The 2,350-nt window shown below is 60.4% G+C and carries 2 protein-coding genes; both read left to right on the top strand.

Annotated features, from left to right (window positions below; all coding sequences use genetic code 11):
- A partial coding sequence (locus WC815_24050) for a hypothetical protein (GenBank protein ID MFA5911864.1) occupies nt 1–523 on the top strand: 523 nt, incomplete at its 5' end.
- A 310-nt stretch (nt 524–833) separates the two neighbouring features.
- Nucleotides 834–1,922, top strand: coding sequence for a hypothetical protein (locus WC815_24045; protein ID MFA5911863.1), 1,089 nt, complete (start codon nt 834–836; stop codon nt 1,920–1,922).
- The last annotated feature ends 428 nt before the right edge of the window (nt 1,923–2,350 follow it).

Here is a 2,350-nt window from a genome sequence, read left to right as displayed (position 1 = left end):
CAAGCAGGGCAACCTCACCTGCCATTGCGGTCGGTGGGAGAATCCCGCGCTCGCCAGCTACAGTTGTACCCCGGCCCAGCAGAACCCCGGCGCCGGCGGATCGGGCGGAAGCCAAGCCGTGCCGTACCCGACCGAGGGTCCGACGCGCGTCGTGGATATTTATATCACGTCGCCGCACAAGCTCTCGCACGTCTGGTGCGAAGGCGCGGAGGTCATGAAGAATGACCACCGACCCGACCAGCAGGCACAGTGGGCAGCAGGCGCACCGGGCGTCTGGCACAGCTTCGGCTGTGATGCTCTCAACGGTGAGAGCTACCACTGCCGAATCGAGACGAGCGTCGCGAACTCGTTCCGCCACCAGTGTTACCTGAACACGGCTGGCACGGCGACGAGCGGCGACCTCGTGCGCTACACCTGCGCCAACCCCCGTCAGCTGTACACGGACGAGCAGTTCCTCGAGAACCCGCAGGCCGGCCCCCCGGTCGACAACCTGAATGGCAGCTACAACTGCCAGATCGACTGACCGCTCGGTACCCCGCGTACCGTCTCCAAAGCTCCCTTCCGCGCAACTCGCGGAAGGGGCTTTTTCTTTAATGACTAATATCTAATTTCTAATGTCTAATGTCGGCCAGGATTTAGTCATTAGAAATTAGATATTAGACATTCTGGCTACTCTCTACCCTCTATCTCCATTTGACACTTCTCCCATTTTATGGTTAGCTGCTTTATTCGCTAAAATAGGAAACAAAACAGCACTTTTGCATGCAAGATTCACGAAATTGTTTGAGCTTTTGAACGGTTTCGCGAACCTTTCATAGAACCTAGGAGGAATCATGAAGAATGGTCGCCTGTTGGTCAGTCTGATCATTGGCCTAACCACGGCCGTCACCGCTTGCTCGGACAACGAGCCGATTGATGCTCGCGACTGGTCCGCGAAGAACGGAGCCCCGCCTGCGGGCGGAGCGGCCGGAACGGACGGCGGCGTTTCCGGCAGCGGCGGGACTGGTGCGCAAGCCGGCAACGGCGGCGCGGCAGGATCCGGCGTCGGCGGCACGTCGACGGGCGGAACCGGAGCTTCGGCTGGCACGGGCGCAAGCTCGGGAACCGGCGGCACTTCGGGAACGGCTGGCACGGGCCAAGGTGGCTCCGCCGGCGCTTCCGACGACTGCCAAGGCGCTGCCTTCATGGACACGTGTGCGCAGGAAGGCGCCAAGTCGGGCGACTTCGTTTGCGCGTGCGGCCTGGAGGCACAAGTCTGCGCCTGTCGCTGCGTCTACACGTGGCTGCAGAATCAACTCGTGCCTTGCCCCGACGGCGGAGTCGCAGGAGCTGGTGGCGCATCTGGCGCCGGCGGCTTCGGCGGAACCGGTGGAACCAACCTCGGCGGCGCAGGCGGCTTTGCAGGAGTCGGCGGCTACGGCGGCACGGGCGCAAGCTCGGGTGCCGGTGGCGCAACTCCCGATAGCGGCACGCTCGTAATGCGCGCCGTGACCTACCGCTGGACATTGCGCGCCGGCCTCAACGCTTCGCACCTCAGCTGCTTCGACGAAGTGTTTGACCAGAACGGCAACCACATCATGCGTCCGCTGCCATGCGGCGCGAATCCCGCTGAAGCCGTGTACTCCTGGGGCACTGCGCAAGATTGCCCCAACGGCGCCTACTGCTTCTCGGAGGCGATGAACGGACAGGCAAGCTACACCTGCACCATCCATCGTCCGCCAGGAGCAATCCCGCAGACCAACGCCCACATCCTCGAGATGGGGACGAACGCTGGTCTTTGGGCTTGCGCCAGCCCCGACGGTTCGTTCCGTAACGCTACCTTCGAAGTCTGGGTCGACGGCATCTCGATTCCGAGCTTCCCGGTCCTCGATCCACAGCCCGGTTTCGAACCCTTCTGCCGGGACATGTTCCAGGTTCCGTAAGGGCGAATAATCATTCGCCCCTTCGCCACACAGCTCCGCTACCCCAACTCGGGTCGCGGAGCTTTTTGTTAGAGGGTAGAAAGTAGAGGGTAGAGGATAGCCAGACGTAGGGGCGCATGCCATGCGCCTTTTTTGGTAATAAAAAAATGTCATTCTTGAGGCCGTCCGACGGCCGAAGAATCTTCCTATTCCTTAAGGCATAGGAAGATCCTTCGCTGCGCTCGAGGATGACTAATGTTTATATTATCTGGCTACTCTCTACTTTCTACCCTCTAGTTCTGCTATACTTTTACCCATGCCAGACAGCCGTTTGGGGGAAGGTATCATCGGGCATGAGGCCCAAGTCAGGATACTTGATTCGTCGCTGCGCAATCCCGCTCCGGCGTATTTGTTATTCGGCCAGGAACACATGGGCAAACGCACTTTGG

The sequence above is a fragment of the Vicinamibacterales bacterium genome (assembly GCA_041659285.1).
GTDB lineage: Bacteria > Acidobacteriota > Vicinamibacteria > Vicinamibacterales > UBA2999 > 12-FULL-67-14b.
The sequence above is the reverse complement of the archived record's forward strand: the minus strand, read 5'-3'. Positions and strand labels throughout refer to the sequence as shown.